The sequence below is a fragment of the Bacillus sp. 1NLA3E genome, from assembly GCF_000242895.2.
Classification (GTDB): Bacteria; Bacillota; Bacilli; order Bacillales; family Cytobacillaceae; genus Bacillus_BU.
Genome location: NC_021171.1, coordinates 3,223,573 through 3,249,095 on the forward strand (window position 1 = coordinate 3,223,573; position 25,523 = coordinate 3,249,095).

At 37.5% G+C, this 25,523-nt stretch carries 28 protein-coding genes; 1 reads left to right on the forward strand and 27 read right to left on the reverse strand.

Translation table 11 applies throughout. The features are described 5' to 3' along the window. Positions 1 to 14: 14 nt before the first annotated feature. From B1NLA3E_RS15365 to B1NLA3E_RS15475, 22 genes are all read right to left on the reverse strand, one after another. Positions 15 to 1,292, reverse strand: a complete 1,278-nt coding sequence (locus B1NLA3E_RS15365; protein ID WP_015594750.1) for a tetratricopeptide repeat protein — start codon at positions 1,290 to 1,292, stop codon at positions 15 to 17. Positions 1,293 to 1,314: 22 nt separating this feature from the next. Then, positions 1,315 to 2,214, reverse strand: a complete 900-nt coding sequence (locus B1NLA3E_RS15370; protein ID WP_015594751.1) for a hypothetical protein — start codon at positions 2,212 to 2,214, stop codon at positions 1,315 to 1,317. A gap of 321 nt (positions 2,215 to 2,535) precedes the next feature. Further along, positions 2,536 to 3,825, reverse strand: coding sequence for a 3-phosphoshikimate 1-carboxyvinyltransferase (aroA, locus tag B1NLA3E_RS15375; protein WP_015594752.1), 1,290 nt, complete (start codon positions 3,823 to 3,825; stop codon positions 2,536 to 2,538). A gap of 17 nt (positions 3,826 to 3,842) precedes the next feature. Beyond that, positions 3,843 to 4,949: a prephenate dehydrogenase gene (locus B1NLA3E_RS15380; protein ID WP_015594753.1), complete on the reverse strand. Its 1,107-nt coding sequence runs from the start codon at positions 4,947 to 4,949 to the stop codon at positions 3,843 to 3,845. A gap of 19 nt (positions 4,950 to 4,968) precedes the next feature. After that, positions 4,969 to 6,075 (reverse strand): histidinol-phosphate transaminase, encoded by a 1,107-nt coding sequence (gene hisC / locus B1NLA3E_RS15385; RefSeq protein WP_041580590.1) that lies wholly within the window; start codon positions 6,073 to 6,075, stop codon positions 4,969 to 4,971. A 90-nt stretch (positions 6,076 to 6,165) separates the two neighbouring features. Continuing rightward, complete coding sequence (gene aroH / locus B1NLA3E_RS15390) at positions 6,166 to 6,537, reverse strand: chorismate mutase (protein WP_015594755.1); 372 nt, start codon at positions 6,535 to 6,537, stop codon at positions 6,166 to 6,168. Positions 6,538 to 6,557: 20 nt separating this feature from the next. Further along, on the reverse strand, positions 6,558 to 7,628 hold the full coding sequence (aroB, locus tag B1NLA3E_RS15395) for a 3-dehydroquinate synthase (protein WP_015594756.1): 1,071 nt from the start codon (positions 7,626 to 7,628) through the stop codon (positions 6,558 to 6,560). Next, positions 7,628 to 8,800, reverse strand: a complete 1,173-nt coding sequence (aroC, locus tag B1NLA3E_RS15400; protein WP_015594757.1) for a chorismate synthase — start codon at positions 8,798 to 8,800, stop codon at positions 7,628 to 7,630. The genes aroB and aroC overlap by 1 nt, the downstream gene beginning before the upstream one ends. A gap of 233 nt (positions 8,801 to 9,033) precedes the next feature. Further along, a complete protein-coding gene (gene ndk, locus B1NLA3E_RS15405; RefSeq protein ID WP_015594758.1) occupies positions 9,034 to 9,480 on the reverse strand; it encodes a nucleoside-diphosphate kinase in 447 nt (148 codons plus the stop codon). 91 nt (positions 9,481 to 9,571) lie between these two features. After that, positions 9,572 to 10,534: a heptaprenyl diphosphate synthase component II gene (gene hepT / locus B1NLA3E_RS15410; RefSeq protein WP_015594759.1), complete on the reverse strand. Its 963-nt coding sequence runs from the start codon at positions 10,532 to 10,534 to the stop codon at positions 9,572 to 9,574. A gap of 75 nt (positions 10,535 to 10,609) precedes the next feature. Further along, complete coding sequence (locus B1NLA3E_RS15415) at positions 10,610 to 11,314, reverse strand: demethylmenaquinone methyltransferase (RefSeq protein WP_015594760.1); 705 nt, start codon at positions 11,312 to 11,314, stop codon at positions 10,610 to 10,612. Between the two features lie 3 nt (positions 11,315 to 11,317). Then, the gene (locus B1NLA3E_RS15420; RefSeq protein ID WP_041581150.1) at positions 11,318 to 12,139 is read right to left on the reverse strand and encodes a heptaprenyl diphosphate synthase component 1; all 822 of its coding nucleotides are present in this window, start codon (positions 12,137 to 12,139) and stop codon (positions 11,318 to 11,320) included. Positions 12,140 to 12,353: 214 nt separating this feature from the next. Then, positions 12,354 to 12,590, reverse strand: a complete 237-nt coding sequence (gene mtrB / locus B1NLA3E_RS15425; protein WP_015594762.1) for a trp RNA-binding attenuation protein MtrB — start codon at positions 12,588 to 12,590, stop codon at positions 12,354 to 12,356. A gap of 274 nt (positions 12,591 to 12,864) precedes the next feature. Continuing rightward, complete coding sequence (locus tag B1NLA3E_RS15430) at positions 12,865 to 13,137, reverse strand: HU family DNA-binding protein (protein WP_015594763.1); 273 nt, start codon at positions 13,135 to 13,137, stop codon at positions 12,865 to 12,867. Between the two features lie 417 nt (positions 13,138 to 13,554). After that, entirely contained in the window at positions 13,555 to 15,033 is a 1,479-nt protein-coding gene (spoIVA, locus tag B1NLA3E_RS15435; RefSeq protein WP_015594764.1) for a stage IV sporulation protein A, read from the reverse strand. A gap of 471 nt (positions 15,034 to 15,504) precedes the next feature. Then, positions 15,505 to 16,215, reverse strand: coding sequence for a hypothetical protein (locus B1NLA3E_RS15445; protein WP_015594765.1), 711 nt, complete (start codon positions 16,213 to 16,215; stop codon positions 15,505 to 15,507). 27 nt (positions 16,216 to 16,242) lie between these two features. Continuing rightward, complete coding sequence (locus B1NLA3E_RS15450; protein ID WP_015594766.1) at positions 16,243 to 16,443, reverse strand: DUF2768 domain-containing protein; 201 nt, start codon at positions 16,441 to 16,443, stop codon at positions 16,243 to 16,245. 223 nt (positions 16,444 to 16,666) lie between these two features. Then, on the reverse strand, positions 16,667 to 17,719 hold the full coding sequence (locus B1NLA3E_RS15455; protein WP_041580592.1) for an NAD(P)H-dependent glycerol-3-phosphate dehydrogenase: 1,053 nt from the start codon (positions 17,717 to 17,719) through the stop codon (positions 16,667 to 16,669). 17 nt (positions 17,720 to 17,736) lie between these two features. After that, a complete protein-coding gene (gene der, locus B1NLA3E_RS15460; protein WP_015594768.1) occupies positions 17,737 to 19,047 on the reverse strand; it encodes a ribosome biogenesis GTPase Der in 1,311 nt (436 codons plus the stop codon). A gap of 346 nt (positions 19,048 to 19,393) precedes the next feature. Next, a complete protein-coding gene (locus B1NLA3E_RS15465; RefSeq protein ID WP_015594769.1) occupies positions 19,394 to 19,579 on the reverse strand; it encodes a capping complex subunit for YIEGIA in 186 nt (61 codons plus the stop codon). 30 nt (positions 19,580 to 19,609) lie between these two features. Next, positions 19,610 to 20,491: a YIEGIA family protein gene (locus tag B1NLA3E_RS15470; RefSeq protein WP_041580593.1), complete on the reverse strand. Its 882-nt coding sequence runs from the start codon at positions 20,489 to 20,491 to the stop codon at positions 19,610 to 19,612. Continuing rightward, positions 20,488 to 21,096, reverse strand: coding sequence for a YphA family membrane protein (locus tag B1NLA3E_RS15475; protein ID WP_015594771.1), 609 nt, complete (start codon positions 21,094 to 21,096; stop codon positions 20,488 to 20,490). The genes B1NLA3E_RS15470 and B1NLA3E_RS15475 overlap by 4 nt, the downstream gene beginning before the upstream one ends. A gap of 110 nt (positions 21,097 to 21,206) precedes the next feature. On the opposite strand from B1NLA3E_RS15475, the gene B1NLA3E_RS24170 reads away from it, so the two are divergent. After that, on the forward strand, positions 21,207 to 21,350 hold the full coding sequence (locus tag B1NLA3E_RS24170) for a YpzI family protein (RefSeq protein ID WP_015594772.1): 144 nt from the start codon (positions 21,207 to 21,209) through the stop codon (positions 21,348 to 21,350). Between the two features lie 39 nt (positions 21,351 to 21,389). Here B1NLA3E_RS24170 and fni read toward each other — a convergent pair whose 3' ends face one another. The 5 genes from fni to B1NLA3E_RS15500 all read right to left on the reverse strand — a co-directional run bounded on the left by fni (position 21,390) and on the right by B1NLA3E_RS15500 (position 25,342). After that, a complete protein-coding gene (gene fni, locus B1NLA3E_RS15480) occupies positions 21,390 to 22,442 on the reverse strand; it encodes a type 2 isopentenyl-diphosphate Delta-isomerase (protein ID WP_015594773.1) in 1,053 nt (350 codons plus the stop codon). 11 nt (positions 22,443 to 22,453) lie between these two features. Beyond that, positions 22,454 to 23,593 carry a 30S ribosomal protein S1 gene (gene rpsA / locus B1NLA3E_RS15485; RefSeq protein ID WP_015594774.1) on the reverse strand — a complete coding sequence of 380 codons (1,140 nt, stop codon included), beginning with the start codon at positions 23,591 to 23,593 and terminating at the stop codon, positions 22,454 to 22,456. Between the two features lie 148 nt (positions 23,594 to 23,741). Next, the gene (locus B1NLA3E_RS15490; RefSeq protein ID WP_015594775.1) at positions 23,742 to 24,323 is read right to left on the reverse strand and encodes a lysophospholipid acyltransferase family protein; all 582 of its coding nucleotides are present in this window, start codon (positions 24,321 to 24,323) and stop codon (positions 23,742 to 23,744) included. Between the two features lie 3 nt (positions 24,324 to 24,326). Further along, positions 24,327 to 25,001, reverse strand: a complete 675-nt coding sequence (gene cmk, locus B1NLA3E_RS15495) for a (d)CMP kinase (RefSeq protein WP_015594776.1) — start codon at positions 24,999 to 25,001, stop codon at positions 24,327 to 24,329. A 161-nt stretch (positions 25,002 to 25,162) separates the two neighbouring features. After that, positions 25,163 to 25,342, reverse strand: a complete 180-nt coding sequence (locus B1NLA3E_RS15500; protein WP_041580594.1) for a YpfB family protein — start codon at positions 25,340 to 25,342, stop codon at positions 25,163 to 25,165. Positions 25,343 to 25,523 lie beyond the last annotated feature (181 nt).

Here is a 25,523-nt window from a genome sequence, read left to right on the forward strand (position 1 = left end):
AAATTAAAAGATTTTTATTGCATTTCGTCGTTATTGTCGGTTAATCGGTCGATAAGTTCTTGATATTCTGTATTGCTCGGATCCTTTTTGAGTAATTCACTAAAAATTTCGACAGCCTGAATCATTTTTCCTTCTTCAATTAAAAAATATCCATAATTCGTTAAAAATTCCTGTTGATCTTTAAAATAAGTATATGCAAGTTGATATTTGTTTAATGCCTGTGAATAATCTTCTAAATATTGGTAAGCTATCGCTTCATCCCAAAGCAATTGTGGTTCAATCTCATTTACCAACTCAACTTGTTTAACAAGATCTAATACATCCTCATAACGCTCCTGATGGAGAAATAGTTTGTTAAGGGTTAAAACAGCATCCATAAACCCTGGATCAAGGGCTATTGCTTCCCGAAGAAGCTTTTCGGCCTTTTCCTCTTCGCCAAGCTTAAGGGCGATTTTTCCACCAAAATGATATAAATCTTTGTTAAATTCATCAAAGCGGATACCTTGAGAAATTGTGTCAAAGCTTTTTTCAATTTCTTCTTCTCGCTCGTAAGCCTTCCCTAAAAACAAATATAAGGAGTGATACTCAGGGTCGATCTCCTTAAGTTGTTCAAATTTCTCAATTGCTGTCCGATTAGAACCTGCTTGATAAGCAGTTAAACCGTAACCAAAAATGGTATTAATTTCAGTCTTTACTTTTAAAGCTTGGTCATAGTACGGCAAAGCTTCTTCAAAAGAACCACTTGCACTTAGCATTTCTGCAAGTCGTTGATGAATATTAACTCCTGAAATCTCGCTCGTGCCACTTTCTAATACTTTTTCATATGCTTGGATGGCTTCTGCGAACTTTCCCAGTTCTCCGTATAATTCACCTAAAGCAAAATCAATAATGGCTTCATCGGGTAATAAATTTTTTGCTGTTAATAATTTCTGCTCACTTACTTCAAATAATCCATTCATTTGGTATAAATCAGCTTGTAATAACAATGACTGTGGAAAACTGTGGTCATCCGCGTCTATTTTATCAAGGAGCAGCATGGCGTCCTCTTCTCGGCCAATTTCTACATAAACCTCAGCAAGAAGAACTAAGAGTTCCCCTTCATCTGGGAATAATCCCAATAAGTTCTCATACAATTCCGCCGCTTCCTCTAAAAAACCAAATCGAGTGAATTCTTCGGCAAGATCAAATTTTTCTTCAGCTGTTCCATTTTGTAGGAGCTTCCGATAAAGCTGGATGGCTTCTGTTTGTTGACCGCTTTCTAAAAGAGAGATGATATTATTTACCTTATTCATTTTATGACCCTTTCGAAATATATTATAGTAAAAAAAAGGAAGGTTTATTGATCATAACTTGTTCACCAAAGCCTGAGCGAAACATGGCTTTTTCTCCAGCACGAATGATATGCCCTTTATGCATTGTAACAACCAATCTATGATTATGATAATGAAACATTTCCATTTCTGCAATTTGTCTTTTTTCATGATCCATTAAATAGAAATTATAGCTTAGTTCTCCGCCATGGAGAAGATTGGATTTTAGCGGGTAAATTCCAATTTTCGCGAGAATCTGTTTTGGAATCGGCTGATGTTCAGAGATTTCATCTGCTAGCGATGGAATTTTTTCGGTTAGTGTTAATTTCCGCCAAGTATTAATTAACTGCTGCTTTGCCTTCCCTTCATCTTTTGTAAAGATTGGGATTAATGGACAATTGTACGGAAAAAGCGCCTCACGGACCCATCCCCATGGGACCATAAAGAGTTCTGTCACATCTTCAATTTCTACAAAAATAGCTGGAATCCTTTCCTTTTTACATTTTCTTATGAAGGATGGCGTAAGCAATCGGACTGGGATTCTTGCAGCAATAATGTAATCAATCGGGCATGTGTTTAGATTTGTTTGCTTCCTCTTCATTTTAAGAGAAAAATCATTCTCATATTTAATATCTACAGTGGTCAGAATAGTGGTGCAACCCTTCTTGATGAATTGCTCTAAAAAATATTGTCTTGTTTCCTGAAATGGCCTATCTTCAGAAATTTGTTGATCAAAAAAAACATAGGTTGGTGTCATAATAAAAGGTTCTGCATCCATTCTCATGTGGGTCAATTTCTTAAAAGAAGAAAGAACTGAGGTGATTCTGTCATGTTTAACTAAAAAAGAAGTCGTTGTTATGTTTTGTTCAGATAACACATTAGCATTTTCAATGATATAAGTCATAAAACCACCCTCTTTAAACGGTCTTATGACAAGCTATGAGGAATTTTTGAAAATATGACTTAAATCCCTTGATCTTTTTATCATAAGCTCTGTTAAACTAGCATGTTGATTTCCGTTCCAGGCGCTTCGCTTTCCGCGGGGCGGGCGGTGAGCCTCCTCGTCGCATACGCTCCTGCGGGGTCTCACCTGTCCCGCTGCTCCCACAGGAGTCTTCGCGCCTTCCACTCCAATCAACATTGTGCAAAAAATCAACATTGTACTTTAACATAGCCTTATTATAAAAGAAAAACAGGGCTAGGGGAAATCCTAGCGCCTGCCTTTTTAACGGTAAAGCTTATTTAAATCTTGAAAGAAGGTAGGATATGAAACAGAGATCGCTTCAGCATCTTCTAGCTTAACCTCTCCTCGACAAACTAACGCAGCCACCGCCAACATCATTCCGATTCGATGGTCACCATGACTATGTACTTCACCAGATGTAAGGGCTGTTTTCCCGGTAATCACCATTCCATCGTCTGTTGCCTCGATTGATGCGCCCAGCTTTGAAAGTTCACCGGCAACCGTATCAATTCTATTTGTTTCTTTCACTTTTAACTCATGTGCATCTTTTATAACCGTTTGGCCATCTGCTTGTGATGCTAGCAAAGCTATAATTGGTATCTCATCGATGAGTCTTGGAATCATATCTCCTTCAATGGTCGTTCCCTTTAATTGAGATGTTTTAATGATAATATCACCAGTCGGCTCTGCCTCATCTATACCCTTTGAAAGGATGGTAATATTTGCACCCATATCTTTCATCACATCAATGATTCCAGTTCGGGTTGGATTTAATCCTACATTTTTTAAGAGAATTTCACTATTCGGGATAATGGCTCCTGCAACAAGGAAAAACGCCGCTGATGAAATATCTCCAGGTACTTTGAAATCACATCCAGTTAAAGTCTGGCCACCACTAATCTTAACTGTGAGTCCATCACTTTCTACTTCCCCACCAAAGTGTCTGATCATTCGCTCAGTGTGGTCTCTTGTTTTAGCTGGTTCATGGATTGTTGTTGTTCCCTTAGCCTGTAGCCCAGCAAACAATATCGAGGATTTTACTTGAGCACTTGCAACAGGTAAACGGTAATCAATCGCGGTTAACTCGCCTCCCCTAATGGAAATAGGGGTGAATTCGCCATTATTTTTCCCATCAATTTTCGCACCCATTAATGACAAAGGCTTCACAACTCTTGTCATCGGTCTCCTGCCTATTGAATGGTCACCAACTAAAATATTGTGAAAAGGTCTTCCAGCTAGGATTCCCATCAATAAGCGAATGGTGGTACCTGAATTTCCCACATCTAATATGTCCGTAGGTTCTTTTAGCCCTGACAAGCCATTACCCAAAATGGTAACCTGATTGTCTTCTTGATTTATCGTTACTCCCAATTTTTGAAAACAAGAAATGGTACTTAAACAATCTTCTCCTAGTAGAAAATTGGTCACTTTAGTTGTTCCGTTCGCGATTGATCCAAACATGACAGCACGATGTGAAATTGACTTATCCCCAGGGATTTGTATCTCACCTTGCAATCCTGTGGCATTTATCTGTAATTGTAATTGTCCCATTTTATCACCCTATTCATTTATGGTCCAACAGAAGTTTCGAAGTCAGTGTATCTTTTAATACATTGTTCAGCACGAATACGGTCTTCTTCAGTTTGAAAGCTGATCACCAATACCCCGTAAACCTCTTCACGTGTTTCAAGAATCCGAATGTTGGTAATGCTGATATCCTCTTTTGCCAAATACCCGGTAATTTCTGAAATAACACCGGGGTAATCAGGAACATCTACAAACAAATCGTAAAACGCTGGAATTGCGCCTTTGTCTTTTACAGGCAAATCATCCCTAAACTGTTTTGCAGTAAGAAAATACTGATAGATGTCTTCCCCATTTTCTTTTTCTAACATGGTTGTCACACGTTCCATCTCCGTGATCCATTCTTGGAATATCTCAAGCAAAATAGGTTTGTTATGGAGTAGAATATCACGCCACATTTCAGGGCTGCTAGAAGCGATCCTAGTGATATCCCGAAATCCACCTGCTGCTAGTCGTGTAACTAAATGCTGGTCTTGACTTGAACGCTCTGCTTGATGAACAAGAGAGGCAGCAATCACATGTGGAAAATGACTGATTACACCTGTCATATAATCATGTTCCTCAGGGGAAACAATCAGGAATTTTGCTTTTGTTCCTTCTAGCCAAGCCTTTAATTTATCTACATGCAAAGAATTAGTACCTTGACTAGGAGTTAATAAATAAAAGGCATTTTCAAAAAGGATGGGTTTAGCTGCTGTAACTCCGCTTTTATGGGAACCCGCCATCGGGTGTCCTCCAATAAAAGTTATTCCTTTTTCGGTGAGACAAGTTGCTGTTTGAACTATTTTTGTTTTCGTACTACCAGCATCTGTTATGATAACATCTTTTTTTAATGACATATTGGAAAGATCCCGAATAATCTTTTCAGCAACGTTTACTGGTGTGGCAATGATAATTAAGTCCGCAACCGTTGCACCGGGGCCAATTTCATCTACCGTTTCATCTACGACACCCAACATTTTTGCAAGTTTTCTTTGTTTCTCATTTACATCATACCCTATAACAACAGAATTCTTATGGGTATGTTTAATAGAAAGAGCCAGGGATCCGCCAATCAGCCCCAGCCCTATCACAAATACATTGCCGCGCAAACGACCACCCCCACATTTATTACGATTTACTAGAGGTCGCCTTTACTTGAAGAAGTTGATTCATTTCCGCAAGAACACCCTCATTTTGCTCTTTTGAGCCAACAGTAATTCTAACAGCTGTTGGAAATCCAAGTGCTTTTCCAGAACGAACAATAAAGCCTCTTTCCATTAAATACTGAAAAACTTCGTTTCCATCAAGTTTAAAATCAATTAAGATGAAATTTCCTTGTGAAGGAAAATAGTCTAAATGGTTTTCCTGACAGAATTGATAGAACTGCTCAAGTCCTGCACGGTTTTTTTGTTTACAGTCGTCGATAAAGGTTTGATCTTCTAAAGCGGCTTTTGCTGCAATTTGTCCAAATGTATTCACGTTAAATGGCTCTCTAACAGGTTCTAACGCTTTAATAACAGCCGGATTTGCTACACCATAACCAACCCTTAGGCTTGCTAATCCATATATTTTAGAAAAAGTTCTAAGTACGATTAAATTTTTGTAAGTGTCAACAAGCTTGACCGAATCGATATAGTCTTCTGCCGTAACGTATTCGAAATAGGCTTCATCAAAAACAACCAGAACGTCCTGCGGAACTTGCTTAAGAAAGCTAACAAGTTTTTCACCATTAATATAAGTTCCTGTAGGATTATTTGGACTACAAATCCAAACTATTTTTGTTTTTTGATCGATAGCCCTTAACATGTCGTCTAAATCATGGTCACCATTTTTTAATGGGATTTCGCGAACTTCTGCCCCTTCAATGACAGCATTATGTCGGTATTGTGAAAACGTTGGAGCTGCCATTACTGTGTTTGAATCTGGCGTTAATAATGAACGCGAGATAATTTGAATGATATTATCTGAACCATTTCCAAAAATAAGTTGTTCAGGCCCCACATGTATATGTTTTGAAACAGCATCTCTTAAATTCGTTGCATGTCCATCACAATATATTTCTAAAGATTTAACAGAATTTTGGAGCGCAGTAATAACGTTTTTTGAGCAACCATATGGATTTTCATTAGAAGCTAGCTTTACAATTTCATTTAAGCCAAATTGCCGTTTAACTTCATCAATTGATCTCCCCGGTTGATATGGATGCAAATCTAATATTTGTTCTTTCCATTTCATTTTTTTCACCTCATATAACAATCTTATTTCCTAACAACGCTCTTTTTGAATAGGTTTTTGTTCGAAGAAGTCTAAATGAATGTTGTTTTATCAGTTCTTGGAGGTATGTAAATCAGGTCTTAATACTTCAGCACCATCTAAATAAGTATGAATGATTTCCTCCTGCACCCTACTTGTATTAACATGCATCATCACTCTGATGCATTTTTTTAATCCACTTGGCACTGGAATCTCAGTCATACACATGACTGGGACATATGTCCAACCTTCGATCAGACGTACCGCCTTCGCTGGAAAAGTAGCGCTGACATCTTCTGTAACTGAGATAAATATTGAAGCAACATCATTAGAAGAAATCTGATTTTCTTGAATCATTTGCCTTAATAATCTTTCTGTAGCCGAGACAATTTCCCCATCATTGTCTTCTTTAACGGTGATAGCTCCCCTCACCCCACGGATCATTCAAATTTCCCCCTTTGTTCCTAAAAATCAGTCAAACTTTTTAATAACATATTATCTGTAACTTCATACAATTTTGCTTCTCCAACCCGGTTTAACAAAACAAATCTCACCTTTTGCCCGACAGATTTTTTGTCTTGTTTCATCCTGCTTAGTAAATGTTCAGGAGACAATCCAGTTGGTAAAGTGATTAGATAACCTAATTTTTCGAGCCATGAAGTAAATTCTTCCTCATTAAAAATCAACCCAGTTATTTGCTTACTTAATTTTAAAGCAAATACCATCCCAATGATAACTGCTTCTCCATGACTAATTACTCCATACCCACATTCTGCTTCAATTGCATGACCTAGTGTGTGACCAAAATTCAAAAAGGCTCTAACACCTGTTTCCTTCTCATCTTCAGTAACAATAGAACCTTTAATTTCAATTCCCCGTACTAATGCGCGTTGAAGAGTGTCACCTGCTAAATCATTTGTACCTACAATATTCGTACGAATCCAATCATAAAAGATTGGGTCTTGGATTAATGCGTGTTTAATAATTTCGGCAAATCCTGACCTTTTCTCTTTAATTGGAAGGGAACTTAGAAAATTCAAATCATAAAATACTGCTTCTGGCTGATGAAAGGCACCAATCATATTTTTTCCTAATGGATGATTAATGGCAACTTTCCCACCCACTGCACTATCATGAGCTAGGATGGTCGTTGGCACTTGAATAAACGGGATTCCTCGCATATAACTTGCCGCAACAAATCCTGACAAATCACCTACCACTCCACCACCAAAGGAGATAATTAAAGACTTACGATCTAACTTCTGCTCTAGTGCATAGGTTAAGCAATCATAATAAACCTCAAATGTTTTGGCCGTCTCTCCACTTGGAACTAGAAAACAAGCTGTCTCTAAATCAGACAGCTCAGATTTTAGTGTAGATAAATAAAGGTTTCCAACTGTTTGATCGGTTATGATTAATATGGAAGAAACTTCAGGTATGTTTTCTTTTATAAAGGTTTGCAGACCTGAGGTAACACCCGAACCAATATAAACGGAATATTGTTTTGATTTGGTTTGGATCTGTACCGTTTCCATTAAAAATTCCTCGCATATTCTCGATACTGGCGAACCTGCTCGGCAAGAGTATCAAAACGATCAGAATAAAATTGATCAACGATTGCTGCTGCTAACTCCCACGCAACGGCACTTTCTGCAACTACAGCAGCAGCAGGAACTGCACAGCTATCGGAACGTTCAATGCTAGCAGAAAAAGGTTCTTTTGTTTCAATATCAACACTTTGTAACGGTTTATACAATGTTGGAATAGGTTTCATGACTCCTCTGACAACAATTGGCATTCCTGTTGTCATTCCACCCTCAAAACCGCCAAGGCGGTTAGTTTTGCGAGAATAGCCATTTTCCTTGTCCCAAATAATTTCATCATGAACTTCACTGCCTGGTTTTCTTGCTGACTCAAAGCCAATCCCAAACTCTACACCTTTAAAAGCATTAATACTAATGATTGCAGTAGCGACTTTTGCATCTAGTTTGCGATCATAGTGAACATAACTTCCCACACCAGATGGCATTCCTTCTACTATTACCTCAACCACTCCACCGATTGAATCACCATTTTGTTTGGCATTATCAATCGCATCCATCATTTTTTTCTCTGCGACTGGGTCAATACAACGAACAGGAGAGTTCTCTGTTTTTTCAGCTAACTCAGCAATAGATTGATAGTGTGTTTCTGTTGCTTTAACTCCGCCAATTTCAATTACATGAGATGCAATTTCAATTCCTAGTAATGACAGAAGTTTTTTGGCAACTGCCCCAGCAGCAACCCTTACGGTAGTTTCTCTGGCCGAAGATCTTTCCAAAACATTTCTCATATCACGGTGACCATATTTCAAAGCCCCATTTAAATCGGCATGTCCTGGTCTCGGTCTAGAAATCTTCCTTTTCACATCATTTTCATCTTCTTGGTCCAATGGCGCTTGTCCCATTATGGTTGTCCAATGCTTCCAGTCATTATTTTCAACAACAAGTGCAATTGGAGAACCAAGTGTTAATCCATGTCGTACGCCTGCCATAATTTCAGCAGTATCCTTTTCGATTTGCATTCTGCGGCCTCTTCCATGGCCTTTTTGTCTCCGATGCAGTTGATCATTTATGTCTTCTGCAACAAGAGGCATCCCAGCAGGAACACCATCTAAAATGGTAGTTAATTGGGGACCATGCGATTCCCCGGCTGTCAAATATCTCATTATTCTTTCCTCCTTCAACTCATTAAAGGATTATGGATTATGGATTAATATAACACACGACACCTAAAATAAAAATAGTAAAAATTTAAAAATTGCAAAATTTAATATCACGATAGTATTCATTTTAACACGACCGACAGGTCCTGTAAAAACCAACAATCCATTCACCTAACTGGAAACGGATACAAAAAAAAGCACCTGTAATAGCTACAAGTGCTTTTCTAGAAAATAATTTAATAAATCCACTCATTAACTAACTTAGTGTACTCTACTAACTCAGTTTCTTTAAAGAATAAACCGATTTCGCGGACCGCACTCTCTGGTGAATCTGAACCATGGATAATATTTTTCCCAACAGTTACCCCGAAATCACCACGAATCGTTCCTGGAAGAGCATCTTTAGGATTCGTTGCACCCATCATAAGACGAGCAGTAGAAATTACATTTTCTCCTTGCCAAACCATTGCAAACACTGGTCCAGATGTAATAAATTCAACTAACTCTCCAAAAAAAGGACGCTCCTTATGTTCTCCATAATGTTGCTCAGCAAGTTCAGTTGGGATGCTCATCAATTTTGCTCCAGCAAGTTGAAAACCTTTTTTCTCAAAACGTGAAACAATTTCACCGATTAAATTACGTTGAACTCCATCTGGCTTTACCATTAAAAAAGTTTTTTCCATATACTCCACTCCTAGAATCTTATGTATAGTGGACTGCCAGTTTGTAGCAGTCCATGAAAATATTAACATTGTTTTAGAAATATCGCAAATATTAGAATTTTCGTTTTCCGATATACAATGCTATTTCACGTAAGGCTTTCTTGGCTTTGTTTTGAGGAAGATCTTCAAGAATAGTAAGTGCTTTATCCAAATAGCGGTCGCTTAATGCTAATGAGCGTTTAATGGCGTCCGAGTTATTTACTAGATGAATAATTTGTTCGATTTCAACCCGTCCAGTATGCTCATTGACATTAACGATCTTCTGTTTAATCTGTGGGTTTTCCATTGCATAAAGAGCAGGAAGAGTAATATTTCCTTGTATCAAGTCCCCACCAGCAGGCTTTCCAAGTTCTTTTTCTGTAGAAGTGAAATCTAACACATCGTCAATAATTTGAAATGACATCCCAACATAATATCCAAACCGGAACAATTTTTTATGGATTTCTTCTTCAACATTTGATGCTACAGCACCTAACTGGCAACTCGCAGCAATAAGTAAAGCAGTCTTCCGTTTAATTCTACGCATATAATCTCTCATATTTTGATCGTATCGGTATTTATCTTTTATTTGCTCGATCTCACCTAGACATAATTCAACCATTGTATTTGATAAAATTTTATGTGCCAATGGATTATTAATGTTGGTCATAAGTTCAAGTGCACGGGCAAAAATATAGTCTCCTGTATACATCGCGATCCGATTGTCCCACTTAGCCTTTATGGTAGGCTTGCCCCGTCTCAGTTCTGCATCGTCAATGACATCATCATGCACTAAACTGGCCGTATGTATAAGTTCTAAAGTAACTGCAACATTTTTGATTACGTTAATATCATAGTCACCGAACCTCCCTGCAAGTAAAACAAAAACTGGGCGAATTCTTTTCCCCCCGGCCTTTAGCAAATGCAAGGATGCTTGGCGCAATAAAGGAGCTTGTGTGTCCATTGTCTCCTCAAGCTCTTTTTCAATGACATTGATATCCGAATTCAAAAATGAATACACCATCTTAAATTTCATCTTGTATCCACCCAGCTTTGAATCTATCTATTTTTCGTTGCAATTGTAAACTGTGCCACAATATTTTACTTGCTTTTATTTCTTTTCCCCAATATGGCACGCAGCCACTCCACCACTATAAGGTTTAAAAAGAACATTGATAAAACCAGCATCTTCAAACATCTTTTTCAACTCTCTCATACCAGGAAAATCACGTGCGGACTCTTGCAGCCATGAGTATTCTTTATAGCTTTTTGCAAAGACCCTACCAAATAACGGCATGATAAATCTAAAGTAAAAGTAGTAAAGCTGTTTAAACCCAAACATCGTTGGTTGTGAGGTTTCTAAACAAACAGCTATTCCTCCGGGTTTTAATACCCGATTCATTTCTTTTAACACCTGCAAATAGTCAGGTACATTTCTTAATCCAAATCCAATAGTTACATAATCAAAGTGATTATCTTTAAATGGTAATTCCATCGCGTTCCCATGGATCAGGGTTATATTTTTCAATTTAAGCTCATTAACCTTATCCTGCCCAATTTTCAACATATTCTTACTAAAATCAAGACCAACCACTTCACCCGTAGGGCCAACAGCATCGGCCATTGCGATTGTCCAATCAGCTGTACCGCAACATACATCAAGGGCTACCGAACCTTTTTGAACCTTCATCCGACCCATTGTGTCTTTTCGCCATTTTTTATGTTGTTGAAAGCTGATAACAGAATTCATTTTATCGTAATTATGATAAATTTTTTCAAACACATTATGGACACGTTCTTCTTTGGATTGTTGCATTACTTACCCTTCTTCCACAAAAGTTTTGATCATGGCTTGATGCCGGTCCACGATAGAATGAATCCTCTGCTTTAGCAGATCATTTAAATGAGGGAAATCCCCTTCTCCTAGGTTCATCAAATGCATAGCATGGTTTATAGCCTGATCGAAAACATGTAACACATTTTTTTGCTGTTTTTGGGAAATTCCCTTCCGATTTAAATCATCTTGATCGGTAATTAATTTCTTAAAGGCTTCAAATCCCACTGAAGAACCCGTTTTAATAAATTGATTTTTTTCAAGTAATAATCTTTTTACTAACAAAAAGTTCAATGTAAAGTCACTCCAAAGGTTGACCTGAAAAAAATTAGTAAGCTTTTCAAATAATGCACCTTCAATGACTTTAAAACTGTTAAGTATTTGATCAATATTATTAAATTGGAATTGTTCATAGACCATAATCTTATGCTCGTTAATTTCTTTTACTCCTTTTGATAACTCACGTATTAAAGAAATATTGTTAATTTCCGAGAGGTGTTTATAATATAAACCACTGAAGTAGTCACCGGCTAATACCGTTAGCTGCTGACTCTGCAAATCCTCTTCAATTGAGTGAGATCGAACATAGTCATGGGTATCAAGGGCCAATTGAATTAACATCGTAGCAGTTATATAAGTGTTCGTTTCAATATCCGCTAAATTTAGCTGATCAAAAATCAAGATTAGTAACAAAAGCTTATCTTCATCAATAATAGGTGCATCAATATTTTTAACCAAATAAGGATGATTTGCTCTTTGTTCAATAAGTTCTTTCAACTCAGCTAATTTCGATTGTATTTCATACAAAATAATCACCCTTGTTCCCCGAAGATATATAAATTAAACTCCTTTAAATTAAGGAGATTTTATCCGTACATAAAAAAATTGCCCTATTCAATGACTTCTAAATAGTGAATTTACCCTCAAATAAAGGCAGTAATCATTATATCATAAAAGGTCGAGAGTTGGGCATATTTATATTAATCGCATTCTACCATTAAAGGAAAAAGAGTATTGTTAATTATTTTTTCGCTTCGCTCTCTATTTCCCCATAGCTAGTCAAAATTTTCGCATTTCCTCGTATTTTAACTGCTGAAGTATGTTCGGTGAATTGGGCAATCATCACTTCACCTTGATCAAGCTTTTCAGAGTGATGAAACCTAGTATCTGTCCCCCGCGTTAATCCAATGACATTTACTCCGTCTTCAATGGCTTTGATGACAATATAATCCCCGTTAAGTCCATTTTTTTTGTCCAATTTAAAGACACCCCCTGCTTATGTAAAGTATTTTTTCATTTATTGAATTGATCATTAAGGATTGAAAGTTATCGATTCATGTTTATTTATATACTAGCATATCCATTTTATCATAAGAAAAGGTACCAAGTTTCCTTCTTCCATAAATATTTGTTAACTTTCCTTATTGGAAGCGTTATGGCAAATTTCAGTTTTTTCGGCTTACTAATGAAAAAGACCGCGGTAAAACCCGCGGTCTTCTGCTTAAGCATTCGCTCGAAGCAAGTTTATGTAATTATTTAACTGCATCTTTAAGCGCTTTGCCTGGTTTAAATGCAGGAACCTTGCTTGCAGCAATTTCGATTTCTTCTCCAGTTTGTGGGTTACGTCCTTTACGAGCAGCGCGTTCACGAACTTCAAAGTTTCCAAAACCGATTAATTGTACTTTATCTCCGCCTTTTAAAGCTTCTAGAATTGTATCAAAAACAGCATCAACCGCTTTAGTAGCGTCCTTTTTAGAAAGTTCACTAGCTTCAGCTACTGCACTAATTAGTTCTGTCTTGTTCATGCCATTCACCTCCTCCCAAAATTGGTTCGTTCCAGTAAAAATAGGATTCTTACCTACATTTCTAAACAAAATTACAGAATTTTATACGTCATAACGCTTTTTTATTTAATGATTAGTAGCTATTAAATAAAAAATGAAGGATATAACCTAAAAATAATGACAAAAGCCTTTATTCTTAAGGCTTAACAACGTCACAACGCTAATTCTGTTAAAAGATTATCACAAATCATATGTTCTAATCAAGAAGATTCCGCGAAATAATGGGAATCTTTTCATCTCTGCTACATTATTGTAATAAGTTCCCCCTTTTTCCACAATAATTAATGGGATTTAGGCTCTTGTTTTATTATTAACAATCAAAAAAGACTGACATACAGAAAGGCTACCCGGCTTCCTTTCCTGTGTCAGTCTCATATTTTATAAAATAATGGCGATTAACCCACCTGAACCTTCGTTAATTATTCTCTCAAGTGTTTCTTTTAATTTATATCGAGCGTTTTCTGGCATTAATGATAGCTTAGCCTGGATACCTTCACGGACAATCGAGCTTAGACTCCGACCAAATATGTCTGAATTCCAGATTGATAGTGGATCGTCTTCAAAATCTTGCATGAGATAGCGAACAAGCTCCTCACTTTGTTTTTCCGTACCTATAATAGGTGCGAACTCTGATTCAACATCTACCTTGATCATATGAATAGATGGGGCAACTGCTTTTAGACGAACACCGAAGCGAGAGCCTTGCCTAATAATTTCTGGTTCATCTAGGCTCATATCAGAAAGTGAAGGAGCAGCAACCCCATACCCAGTTTGCTTCACCATTTTCAATGCATCGGAGACCTGATCGTACTCAGTTTTTGCATGGGCAAAATCTTGCATCAGTTCAAGCAAATGATCCTTCCCGCGAATCTCAACACCTACGATTTCCTTTAAAACATCATCATACAAATCATCTGGAGCATACAAGTCAATTTCAGCAACACCCTGGCCCATCTCAATCCCTGCTAATCCTGCTTTATCAATAAATTCATAGTCGCTAAATTGGTTAACAACCCGATCAACATCTCTTAATCTCTTTATATCTTTTACGGTTTCTTTCACTGCTTCTTGATAGCTTTCACGAAGCCAATGATTCTCTCTTAATACCATCACCCAGCTCGGTAAATTGACATTTACTTCAAGCACAGGGAATTCATATAATGCCTCACGTAACACATTTAATACATCCGTTTCGCGCATACTTTCCACACTCATTGCCAACACCGGAATGTCATATTTCTCGGACAATTCTTTCCGTAAAAGTTCTGTATTTGGATGATGTGGTTGGGCACTGTTAACAATCATAATGAAGGGTTTTCCCACTTCTTTAAGCTCTTCTATTACACGAGCTTCAGCCTCTAAATAATTTGAACGGGGGATTTCCCCGATTGTACCATCAGTTGTGATGACAACCCCAAGTGTAGAGTGCTCTTGGATCACTTTTCTCGTACCAATTTCGGCCGCTTCGTGAAAAGGGATAGGTTCTTCATACCAAGGCGTAGTAATCATTCTCGGGCCATTCTCATCCTCATAACCCTTTGCTCCTGGTACTGTATAACCAACACAGTCGACTAGACGGATATTTACTTCCAACCCCTCCGCAACATGTACGCTGCAGGCTTGGTTTGGAACAAATTTCGGTTCCGTTGTCATAATTGTCTTCCCCGCCGCACTTTGAGGTAATTCATCCTGTGTTCGAGCACGTTCTGCTTCATTTCTTATATTTGGCAATACTACGAGTTCCATAAACTTTTTAATAAATGTTGATTTGCCGGTGCGCACAGCTCCAACAACCCCTAGATAAATATCACCGCCAGTCCGTTCGGCGATATCTTTAAAAATATCAACCTTTTCCAAGTGATCCCCTCCTGCAATCTTGAGTTAGTGGGAAATATTATCCTATTGTTGAACTTTCTATAAGATACTATTAGACAATATATGTTTATGATGTTGTCCTACCATCTTATGACTGTTTTGTTTAATTTTTTACCTCCTTGCCTTAAATCTCCAACACTCATTTACTATTATTGGTGTTTAAAAAGCATCCTAGGGAATGGACTTCTCTTTGTTGGTTCTCACAAAATTAGGCTGTGTTAGACTAGAATGTTGATTTCCGTTCCAGGCACTCGCGCACCTTAGGGGCGGGCGGTGAGCCTCCTCGGCGCTTAAGCGCCTGTGGGGTCTCACCTGTCCCGCTGCTCCCGCAGGAGTCCTCGTGCCTTCCACTCCAATCAACATTGTGCAAAAATCAACATTGAGCTTTAACACAGCCAAAAATAAAAAAACCCTTCTCCTACAATATATTTTGTAGAAAAAGGGTTATGACTACTATTTTTCTAAAAAGATTGGTTCGTTCGTCTTTTCATCGATGGTATAGGGCAAGGAATAGGACGGAACAAAAGGAGAATCAGTTACAAGAAGATCTCTTATATCATCCCCTTGTTTATATACTCGATCTGTTTTTTTGAGTTTTTCAAATAAATCACTACGATAATCCACATAGATTTCGGCATTCCCATCCACAATAAAAGGAAGATTTTTCTGCGTAAAAGGACTCACCGCAAACGGCTCCTCCTTATACCCTAGCTTTTTGAAATTCAATGAAAATATATTATCTCCTAGCTTATCTTTATAGGGAGGATAACCTTGCGTTTCAATTCGAAGTTTAATTTCACGAATCGTTTCTGCCATTCTTAAATCCAATAATTTTACTGTTGGGCTTTTCTCAACATCAACAAGGACATATTGAAAAATCCCTCCACTTTCATATGCGTTTCCAGGAGTCTCCGCCAAAAAGGCAGGGACAATTTTTTTGAAATCGATTGGGTACTTTTGATAAATCGGAGTATCAACTTTTTTTGTCTTGATCGGCAAAATCCCGCCATTTGCTGCACTGAATTGGTTTACAGCAGATTGCACAGACTTTAGTTGATCCTCGTAGGGAACTTGATTTTTCGCCAATTCATCTTCAGGATACATGCATCCAGATAATAGTGAACTTACTAGTACAATTAAGAAAAAAGAAATGATTTTTTTCATCTTCTCAACCCTTACAATCTATGTATTTTAATCTATCGTTGGTCCGCTTAGAACCACAAATAAAATGAGGAGGCCCGCCATTATCATTAAAGCATACGCTATAATAGCAGTAAAAATCCGGAATATACCCTTAAGCTTAAAGCGACTAAAATAAATAAAAATAAGAGACAAAAACATAAAACCCATGCCAGCTAACGAAATCCACATTTTAACTAAAGACGGTGACATTCTCAACACTCCTTTGTTCGAAATGTATTATATCACACGTTTTCATTAAAGAGAATTTTCAAAATAAAAAAATAAAACTGAAGTAAAGATGGGGCATAATCTTTACTTCAGTCTACGCGACTAAATCACCCAAAACACCGGTTCAATTTACCAGTTGTTTCGATGCATTGTATGCAAATAAATAAAAATCGTATCATCAAATGCCTATTTTTTAAAAATTAATCTAATCATTTAATCTTTCATCCAAAATATTTACCAAATCATCCATTTCGTATGTTTTTACTCTTCCCATTAATGAATCAACTGCATTTTTTGAATTTAGATTATTAAAAAGGACATCATATAGTACATTTGAAATAGGCATGCTTACATGGTATTTTTCTGACAGCTGATGTGCGGCTTTGGTTGTTCTGACACCCTCTACAACCATCCCCATATTAGCTAATACTTCATCAAGGCTTTGGCCTTTCCCAAGCAAGTTACCAGCTCGCCAATTCCGTGAATGAACACTTGTACAGGTTACAATTAAATCACCAATCCCAGCTAAACCCGAAAAAGTTAGTGGATTGGCGCCCATCTTTGTTCCAAGTCTAGCGATTTCTGCCAAACCTCTTGTCATTAAAGCAGCCTTTGCATTATCACCGTATCCAAGACCATCAGAAATACCAGCAGCTAAAGCGATAATATTTTTTAACGCTCCACCAATTTCTACCCCAACGATATCTGGGTTTGTGTAGACACGAAAATTGTTGTTGATAAACAAGTCCTGAATGACTTCGGCGGCGGCCATATTTTTTGATGATACCGCGACGGTTGTTGGCTGACGGAGGCTAACCTCTTCTGCATGACTCGGACCGGATAGGACAACAACATCTTTTAATAAGGATTTTGGCATTTCTTCTTCAATAATTTCTGAGATACGAAGCAATGTATCTGGCTCAATCCCTTTGCTAACATGAACGATCATTAATGGTTCTGATCTGAATTCAACAATTTTCCGGATCACTTCTCTTATGGCCTTTGTTGGTATTGCTAAAACGATGGTTTCAACTCCAGCTAATGCAGCTGTTAGCGAGAAATAGCCCACTATAACATCAGAAAGCTGAACCCCAGGTAGGTATTTTTGGTTCGTGTGGGTTTGATTGATCTCATCGATGTGTGCTTCACTATGTCCCCAAAGCCGAACTTCATGACCGTTATCAGCAAGAACCATTGATAATGAGGTCCCCCAACTACCAGCACCAATAACTGCCACCTTTTCCCTCTTTCGTTTCATCAAAATCACACCCTTTTTTATTTTCTTTCTCTAGCAAAGGTTTTGATAGGTGTCCCTTCAAATCCAAAGGCATCACGAATTCTATTTACTAAAAATCTTTCATAAGAAAAATGAAGTAATTCTGGATCATTTACAAATACAACAAATGTCGGTGGTTTAACTGAAACTTGCGTCACATAATAAATCTTTAAACGTTTACCCTTATCTGTAGGGGTTGGATTCATTGCGACGGCATCCATAATCACATCATTCAATACAGTAGTCGATACCCGTTTTGAATGGTTTTCACTAGCCATATCAATCATTGGAATTAATGTATGAATCCGCTTCTTTGTTTTGGCGGAAAGGAAAACGATCGGTGCATAATCTAAATATAAAAATTGTTCACGGATCTTTGTCTCAAATTCCTTCATTGTCTTTTCATCTTTTTCAACTGCATCCCACTTGTTGACGACTATTACAACAGCACGACCCGCTTCATGGGCATAACCGGCAACTTTTTTATCCTGTTCAATAATTCCTTCTTCTGCATCTAGAACCACTAGAACCACATCGGAGCGCTCTATTGCTCGCAATGCTCGCAGGACACTATATTTTTCTGTACTTTCATATACTTTTCCTTTTTTTCTCATCCCTGCAGTGTCAATAATCATGTATCTTTGTCCGTTATACGTTAGACCTGAGTCAATTGCATCTCTTGTGGTACCTGCTATATCACTGACAATTACACGATCTTCCCCTAAAATAGCATTAACAAGTGATGATTTCCCGACATTTGGTCTTCCAATTAAACTAAATTTGATAATGTCATCATCATAGTCTTTATCCTTTTTATTAGGGAAATGCTTTGCTGCTTCATCAAGAAGATCACCGAGGCCTAAGCCGTGTGAACCAGATATAGCTATTGGTTCACCAAATCCTAGTGAGTAAAAATCATATATTTGTTCTCTCATCTCCGGGTTGTCCACTTTATTAACAGCTAGAACAACCGGCTTCTTTGATCTGTAAAGGATTTTTGCAACTTCTTCATCTGCCGCTGTTACCCCTTCTCTACCGTTTGTGATCAGAATAATAACATCTGCTTCATCGATGGCGATTTCTGCTTGAAGACGAATTTGTTCTAAAAACGGTTCATCACCGATATCAATTCCGCCTGTGTCAATAAGATTGAAATCATGAGTTAACCATTCTGCAGAACTATAAATACGGTCACGAGTTACACCGGGAATGTCTTCTACAATTGAAATTCGTTCTCCGACTATGCGATTAAAAATTGTTGACTTACCAACATTCGGGCGCCCAACAATGGCAACAACTGGTTTTACCAAAAAAACCACCCTTTCTTTTCCTTGCCTAATTTCATTATGACAATAATTATTAATTATACCAAATATGAGAAAAGCGCAAGCGCCCGGTTAGCGACGTATGGACTGGAGCTCTCCGACTGAGATAAAGGAAACACGGAGAGCGGAAGCGATCCGATGTTGACTTATCGTAGGGAGGAGAGTGAAGTACACTAGGCGCTGGGCGCTGGAGCTAGACACTCATCTAAGTTAAACATTCTATACTTTTTAAAAGTATGAAAAGAACCCTTCTTAAAAAAATAGAAGGGTCTAACTTCAATAGTTTAACAAAGAGAAAACTTCCAAGCAATGAAAACATTGGATTTCGACCTCAATGTTTTACGATTATGAGTAAATCTTCTGAAAGAGCATGAGCGATTCCATCAAGAATTGCTTCCAAGCTTGCACCAATATGTTCCATTTCTTCTTTTGTATCACAATGAAAAACAGTAGCCCCAAAAGATACTTTATTTATTTTTGTAGTAACAACAGCCAATATAGTTTTTTCCATCATCATTTTTTCCACCGTCATCTTTTTATATTCCCCTTAAGATTTCCCAGTTTTTCTTTCCGTGGGCATCCTTATGGCGTTCTCTAAGGTAGGCACCGCTCCAATAATGTCAATTGCTCTTTCAATGTTTTTTTCCTGGGGCAGGACGAACACTCCTATCCTTCCATCATCTAAGTCTCTTTTTGCTAGCGGAACAAGAGCTGGTGTACCTGAGTCCCTGTAAACACCTAATGCAGTTGAGACATCATGAAGGATGGCTTGTCGTTGCCCCAGATTAGCAATCGTGGTCCTAGCATTAAAATTTTTTGGTTTAAGGATAAAACCCATACCGTATTTCAATATTTCTTCCCGCCTTTTTTCTATACCAATATTCATAATATAAATATTCCCAACAAAAAGACCAGGACCATCAAATCTGGGTTGAATATATTCAATATCCACTATATCTTTTATTTTCCCTCCCGCCATTAGCGATTTAGAAACTAAAATAGAAATGATTCCTGCAGCAAGTCCCACCCAAATATTAAAAACTAAATAGCCCAACGTAGTTACTAATGACGTTAAGATGACCAGATAATTTCTACTTTCAAACGCTATGGCGATCCCTTCGATATATGTACTTCCTCGTGGTACCATTTCATATCCATCTAACTCTGTTAAAGTATTTCTTTCCATATTCCTAACTTCACGGAATTGTGAAGCAGCAATAGTCAGAAAGGTAATGGCTGTAAAATCCTCCTTTAATATTGCAGGAATGGCCACTGTTCCAAGACCTGCGGCAATAAACCCTAATGCAATGTGGATTATTTTCCCATGCAAATAGGTTGGGTACTGACGATAATCGGTTTTTAACATATAAATTCTACTAATTGTTCCAATCATCACTCCAAATGCAATCGGCCATGTATATTGATTTATGTGGATTTCTCCCGCCCCCTTCTCTGCTGACTCGTATGATGTTCAACCATTACCAGCACTGATTCAATTAAAATCCAAAGAAATAATAGTGCAAGAACCGCTGCTACTGCATCAAAAAATAAATCTGTTCCGATGGGATAGGAAAAATTTAATTTTTTTAAAATCATCGAATACAAACATTCTCCTTGTGCAACTCCAATTAACACTGTATAAAAGCGGTGCACCCTATCTGAATGCAATAAGACGCACAAATAGACAAGAAGTAAAGCAATCATCCAATTGCGGTTAAACATAACCCAAACCGGATCATATAATTCAAATAAAAGGAAACTATCGTAAGCTAACATCACAATAAAAGAAGTAATGAAAATATAAAAATTAGCCCTTCTGTTCAACATCATAACTTGAAACAAGGTAAACAAATAAAGGAATATAATAGCCGAATTTATTTTCAAATCCATAAACATAATATCGAATGGCTTTAGGATGATAAGTACAAGAATACAAAAACTTGCCTTGAAGCGATAATTTGATGATTTCTTTGTAAAAAAAGTGACCATTACCCAAAAGGACCAGGCTACCCAATAAAAAACGATTCCTTCCATTGTCTAACTACCTCCTAACATTTCCATTATCGGTTGAATTTATGTAATTCATTCATATGTGAATGAAACTTTCAGCCTTGATTCATGTTAAGAGGTAGGAGGTGGTTTACATGGGCAAAGATCGCCAAGAAAAAAAATTAAAGGCTAGCAGAAGGCTCGAATCAGATCGTGATCAAGCACTTCACTATCCTGGAGCAACCAAGCTCGAAAGTCCCGAAGAAGCAAGAAAGCTAAACGACTCTAAATATAGTTAATTTCAATATTTACTACAAAAAAGGCTGACCAATTGTAGGTCAGCCTCTTTGACTATATTGTTTTGTATTGATACCTCGTTCACTAAGCCAATGGTATGTTTCACCGGATAGTACCACAGGGACAGTCTGTATTTCCTCGATTGTACTGGCCCCAAGAGCAGTCATGATGACAGAAAGCTCATCATGTAAATTCCTAATCTCTTGAATAAGGGATTCTATCCCCTCTTCCAATAATATTTTCAAAAATGATCCAGCCATTCCCACTGCATTTGCACCTAAAGCAATCGCTTTAGCAATTTCAATGCTTGTTTGGATTCCTCCAGAACCAATAATAGTAACGGGGATTTTACATTCCTTTGCTTCAACAATAGATGCAGGTGTTGAAATACCCCAATCATTAAAAAATGAATAGGGCTGTTTCCGGCGTTCATTTTCGATTTTTGCGAAATTAGTCCCACCAGCTCCGCCAACATCTATTGCGGTCACCCCGATTGAAGCTAAATTATGGACGGTGTCCTTACTCATTCCAAATCCAACCTCTTTCACAATGACAGGGACACCAACTTGGTTAACTATGGCTTCTATCCTTAATAATGCATCGCGAAAATCACGATCACCCTCAGGCATCGTTAATTCTTGGATGGCATTAACATGAATCTGTATGGCATTTGCCTCAATGAGATCAACAGCTAGTTTTGCTTGTTCAACTGTGGCCTCCCAGCCGAGGTTTCCGATGACGATTCCATTTGGATTCATTCTGCGAACAATTTTATAAGTTTCTTTTTCCTTACTATCTTTTATGGCAGCCATTTGCGAACCAACCGCCATTGCTAAGCCTGTTTCTTTAGCGGCGATCGCCAAGTTCTGATTGATTTCAAAGGTACGATCACCCCCGCCACCCGTCATAGCATTTATAAAAATTGGTGAACTCAACAAAAGTTCACCAATTTTTATTGATAATTCAATTTGGTCTAAGCTACTGTTCGGGAGACTTCGATGAACAAAGGTGATATCCTCAAAACTGTTTTTTCGTTCTTGAATTGTTTTTAAAGCGTATCGGATATGATCCCATTTTCGTTCTGATCTCGTCACCATTATCACCATTAGTTCTTAAGATTCTTTAATTTATCTCCGATCATTTCTCCAAGTTGAAAACCTTTTGACTCCTCAGGCAATTCATAATCAAAGTTTTGATCATCTTCTTTTTCTAATAGTTCTTTAATGCTTATAGAAAGACGTTGGTCTTGTTCGCTTACTTCAAGCACTTTAACTTGAACTTCTTGACCTTCTTTTAATACTTCATGTGGAGTAGCAATGTGCTTATGGGAAATTTGTGAAATATGGACCAGTCCTTCAACTCCTGGGAATACTTCAACAAATGCTCCATAAGAAACAATTCGTTTTACCACACCAGTTAAAGTACTACCTTTTGGTGCTTTTTCAGCAATATTTGTCCACGGTCCAGGTAAAGTATCCTTAATAGATAACGAAATTCGATCATTATCGCGGTCTACACTTAATACTTTAACTTGAACACTCTGACCTTCTTGTACAACATCAGAAGGCTTGTCAACATGTTGGTGTGATAATTGAGAAATATGAACAAGTCCATCCACACCACCGATATCTACAAATGCCCCAAAATCAGTAATTCTTTGGACTGTACCCTCTATAACTTGACCTGCTTCCAAGGAATCAATCAAGTTTTGCTTTTGTTTACCTTTTTGCTCTTCAACAACAATACGATGAGAGAGGATTAGGCGATTTTTTTCTTTATCAAGTTCAACAATTTTAAAAGCAAGCGATTGCCCTTTATAGTCAGAAAAGTCTTCAACAAAGAAGGCCTCAACGAGTGATGCAGGAACAAACCCGCGAACACCAAGGTCAACCACTAAGCCGCCTTTAACAACGTCTTTAATTTCAGCTTCAAAAACTTCTCCACTATTAAATTTTGCTTCTAAATCATCCCATGCTTTCTCAGCATCAACTTTACGTTTTGATAAGATTAGTGCTTCTTCCTCAACTTTAATGACTTCAAGATCTAAATCATCGCCTTCTGCAACCGCATCAGACGCTTTTTCTACATGGAGGCTAGATAGTTCGCTAATTGGGATAATCCCATCCAATTTGCTGTTCTCAATATTCACAAGAACTTGTTTTTCTTCCACTTTTGTTACTTGGCCTTTAACTTTGTCACCAACTTCAAAATTTGAAACTTCAACTTGATTCATATCTTCTACCATATGTACTCCTCCTTAATCCAATGACTGCTTCAAAGTATATGTGATGTGATAAAATCATCACCGTGAAAACATGTAGGCTGAAATATTCTGAAAAAAAGCCCTTTTATCTAACTTCTTATAAATAGCTGTTTTTGTCAAGCATGAACACCTATTTATAAGCATTTATCAGTTTACGAATTTCATCCATAATTAATTCAGTTGTTTGTTCTGGGGACATTTTTGTATTTCTAGCTTTTTCCAAATCGATTGGCTTACCAAAAACAACTTTTAGTCTTTTGAACAGTTTATAAGGACCGATAATCGCACAAGGAACCACTTCTGCCCGAGAACGTAATGCAAAGAATCCCGCACCTGCTAGTCCCTTACCAAGTTCACCAGTCTGGCTCCGCGTTCCTTCTGGAAATAATCCCAAGACATGCCCTTCTTTAAGCACAAACAGCCCTTTTCTCAAAGCATCTCGATCACTTAATCCCCTTTTCACTGGAAAAGATCCAACCATACTAATGATTTTCCCTAAAATTGGAATAGAAAACAACTCATCCTTTGCCATAAAAAGAACAGGACGTGGGGTGTTAATCCCTACGATTGGAGGGTCAAAAGCATGAATATGATTCGTGCATAATAACACGCCTCCATCCTTGGGTATATTTTCCCTTCCAATTACTTCAAACCTGTAAATTGGGGTTAAAATGATTTTACAAACAGATCTAGCAAATGAATAAAAGGTCAAAATTTATCTAGTCCTCTCATAGGCACATGACAAGATTTTTTCCACAACCTGATTGATGGAAAGCGATGTTGTATCGATTACTATTGCATCATCTGCCTTTTTTAAAGGTGCCGTTTCCCTTTCAGAGTCCAGCTTGTCTCGAAGGGAAATTTCCTCTTTCAATTCTTCTAAATCGGTAGGGAAACCCTTAAGAAGGTTTTCGTTATGACGGCGCACGGCTCTTTCCTCCACACTAGCTAGTAAAAATATTTTCACTTCCGCATCTGGAAGAACATGGGTGCCAATATCTCGCCCGTCCATTACAACACCACCGTCTCCAGCAAACTGTTGTTGTCTTGCGACCATTTCTTCCCGAACAAGTCGATGTTTGGCCACAATTGAAACAGAATTAGTGACGGCTGAAGTCCGAATATCGTTTGTAACATCTTTGTCGTCAAGAAAAACTAATTGTCCTTTTTCCCCAGGTAACAAAGTGAGCTTTACATCATGTAAGATGGCCAATAAGGATGACTCATCTTGCAAATCAATATTTTTTTCAATAGCTCTAAGGGTTAATGCACGATACATTGCCCCCGTATCAATATAAATGTACGATAGATTTTCTGCTACTATTTTTGCAACGGTGCTTTTTCCTGCTGCTGCAGGCCCGTCAATTGCAATTGAAATCTTTTTAGTCATAATTCCTCCTGCTTACCACGAAGATATACCATTTATTAAATGCACCTATATATTTTAACACAATATGGTTTGATTCTAAGAAATTATTATTGAGCATTTATAAAAAAAATACTTTAATGTTTACTTTCCATGGGAAAGAAAGCAGGTTAAATTCTGCTTTCTTACTTTCCTTTAAATGTTTCAAGAACTTGTGAAAAATTATTTTCTGTTACCCCTTCGTATTGCGTCAATTGACTTAACTCTGGGAGCACATGAAATTTGTGAAGTACCACTTGGCTTAGAACTAAAAAAATAAACTGAACCATGACGATCTTAATTAAAATTCTTTCAAAAGTTTTCATTTTCTCGCTCCAATAATCAATAGTTACTATTATTATTGTTATATTATCTAAGCTTTTATTCATTTGATGCAAAAAAAGGAAAAGCAAGATAGCTCAGGCTGTCGAGAAACTCTCGACAGTCTATTATTTCGCCTAAACGCTTTAGTGATAAACTAATTAGGTTGTTCAATAGGTCTGTTGA

Coding starts and splice junctions, on each gene's coding strand:
- B1NLA3E_RS15365 (WP_015594750.1), bottom strand. CDS start 1,292: ATGAATAAGGTAAATAATATCATCTCTCTTTTAGAAAGCGGTCAACAA.
- B1NLA3E_RS15370 (WP_015594751.1), bottom strand. CDS start 2,214: ATGACTTATATCATTGAAAATGCTAATGTGTTATCTGAACAAAACATA.
- aroA (WP_015594752.1), bottom strand. CDS start 3,825: ATGGGACAATTACAATTACAGATAAATGCCACAGGATTGCAAGGTGAG.
- hisC (WP_041580590.1), bottom strand. CDS start 6,075: ATGAAATGGAAAGAACAAATATTAGATTTGCATCCATATCAACCGGGG.
- aroH (WP_015594755.1), bottom strand. CDS start 6,537: ATGATCCGTGGGGTGAGGGGAGCTATCACCGTTAAAGAAGACAATGAT.
- aroB (WP_015594756.1), bottom strand. CDS start 7,628: ATGGAAACGGTACAGATCCAAACCAAATCAAAACAATATTCCGTTTAT.
- aroC (WP_015594757.1), bottom strand. CDS start 8,800: ATGAGATATTTGACAGCCGGGGAATCGCATGGTCCCCAATTAACTACC.
- ndk (WP_015594758.1), bottom strand. CDS start 9,480: ATGGAAAAAACTTTTTTAATGGTAAAGCCAGATGGAGTTCAACGTAAT.
- hepT (WP_015594759.1), bottom strand. CDS start 10,534: ATGAAATTTAAGATGGTGTATTCATTTTTGAATTCGGATATCAATGTC.
- B1NLA3E_RS15415 (WP_015594760.1), bottom strand. CDS start 11,314: ATGCAACAATCCAAAGAAGAACGTGTCCATAATGTGTTTGAAAAAATT.
- B1NLA3E_RS15430 (WP_015594763.1), bottom strand. CDS start 13,137: ATGAACAAGACAGAACTAATTAGTGCAGTAGCTGAAGCTAGTGAACTT.
- B1NLA3E_RS15445 (WP_015594765.1), bottom strand. CDS start 16,215: ATGAAAAAAATCATTTCTTTTTTCTTAATTGTACTAGTAAGTTCACTA.
- B1NLA3E_RS15450 (WP_015594766.1), bottom strand. CDS start 16,443: ATGTCACCGTCTTTAGTTAAAATGTGGATTTCGTTAGCTGGCATGGGT.
- B1NLA3E_RS15455 (WP_041580592.1), bottom strand. CDS start 17,719: ATGAAACGAAAGAGGGAAAAGGTGGCAGTTATTGGTGCTGGTAGTTGG.
- B1NLA3E_RS15465 (WP_015594769.1), bottom strand. CDS start 19,579: ATGATGATGGAAAAAACTATATTGGCTGTTGTTACTACAAAAATAAAT.
- B1NLA3E_RS15475 (WP_015594771.1), bottom strand. CDS start 21,096: ATGGAAGGAATCGTTTTTTATTGGGTAGCCTGGTCCTTTTGGGTAATG.
- B1NLA3E_RS24170 (WP_015594772.1), top strand. CDS start 21,207: ATGGGCAAAGATCGCCAAGAAAAAAAATTAAAGGCTAGCAGAAGGCTC.
- rpsA (WP_015594774.1), bottom strand. CDS start 23,593: ATGGTAGAAGATATGAATCAAGTTGAAGTTTCAAATTTTGAAGTTGGT.
- cmk (WP_015594776.1), bottom strand. CDS start 25,001: ATGACTAAAAAGATTTCAATTGCAATTGACGGGCCTGCAGCAGCAGGA.
- B1NLA3E_RS15500 (WP_041580594.1), bottom strand. CDS start 25,342: ATGAAAACTTTTGAAAGAATTTTAATTAAGATCGTCATGGTTCAGTTT.